This window comes from Pseudocitrobacter vendiensis (genome assembly GCF_943590815.1).
GTDB lineage: Bacteria > Pseudomonadota > Gammaproteobacteria > Enterobacterales > Enterobacteriaceae > Pseudocitrobacter > Pseudocitrobacter vendiensis.
The window spans coordinates 1-856 of sequence record NZ_CALSBS010000084.1 but is presented as its reverse complement, the minus strand read 5'-3'; the positions used below and the strand labels follow the sequence as shown (position 1 = coordinate 856).

The following is an 856-nucleotide window of genomic DNA, read 5'->3' as shown; positions in this document are numbered from 1 at the left end:
CTGCCTAATGTTTTCCAGGTCATCATCGCCCAGCGTGTAGAACTTCAGTAGCGACAGTTCGTCCGTGGGCAGATCGAACAGCGCTGCTCGCTGCCGTTCGGTGAAAATATGGCGTCGTGACATACAAATTCGTCCCTTTTGAAGTATAGTCTGTTTTGGACAACAGCCAGCCCATATAAATCAGGGCGTTCCGATACAAAAATCCAGGAGGGTTCAATTGGGACATCGTGCCGCCATTTACTGCCGGGTTTCAACAGCGGATCAGTCTTGTGAACGCCAGGAATTTGATCTGCGAGCCTTCGCCGGCCGTGCCGGCTACGACGTGGTGGGAATATTTAAGGAAACAGGTTCAGGAACTAAACTCGACCGGGCCGAGCGAAAGAAAGTCCTGGCGCTTGCCCAGTCCAGACAAATTGATGCAATCCTGGTCACTGAGCTTTCCCGGTGGGGGCGCTCGACGCTCGATCTGCTCAATACGCTACGTGAACTGGAGAACTGGAAGGTTTCCGTGATAGCCATGAATGGAATGGCGTTCGATCTTTCGTCGCCGTATGGACGAATGCTGGCGACGTTTCTTTCCGGCATTGCGGAGTTTGAGCGGGATCTCATCAGCGAGCGGGTCAAGTCAGGCCTTGCTGTTGCGAAGGCACGTGGTAAGAGGCTTGGTCGTCAGGCCGGAGTGCGACCAAAATCAGACCGACTTTTGCCTAAGGTGGTTGCGATGAGGGCCGAGGGACGCAGCTATCGCTGGATCGCACGCGAGCTCGGTATCAGCAAGAATACCGTCGCTGACATCGTGCAACGACACAGAGCTAACGCTTAGGGTGTCATTTCGCCCTCAGCCGGAACCGACCCC

The 856-nt window shown here is 54.8% G+C and carries 1 protein-coding gene; it reads left to right on the top strand.

Translation table 11 applies throughout. The features are described 5' to 3' along the window. Positions 1-217: 217 nt before the first annotated feature. Positions 218-823 carry a recombinase family protein gene (locus tag NMC31_RS26055; protein WP_000509966.1) on the top strand — a complete coding sequence of 202 codons (606 nt, stop codon included), beginning with the start codon at positions 218-220 and terminating at the stop codon, positions 821-823. The last annotated feature ends 33 nt before the right edge of the window (positions 824-856 follow it).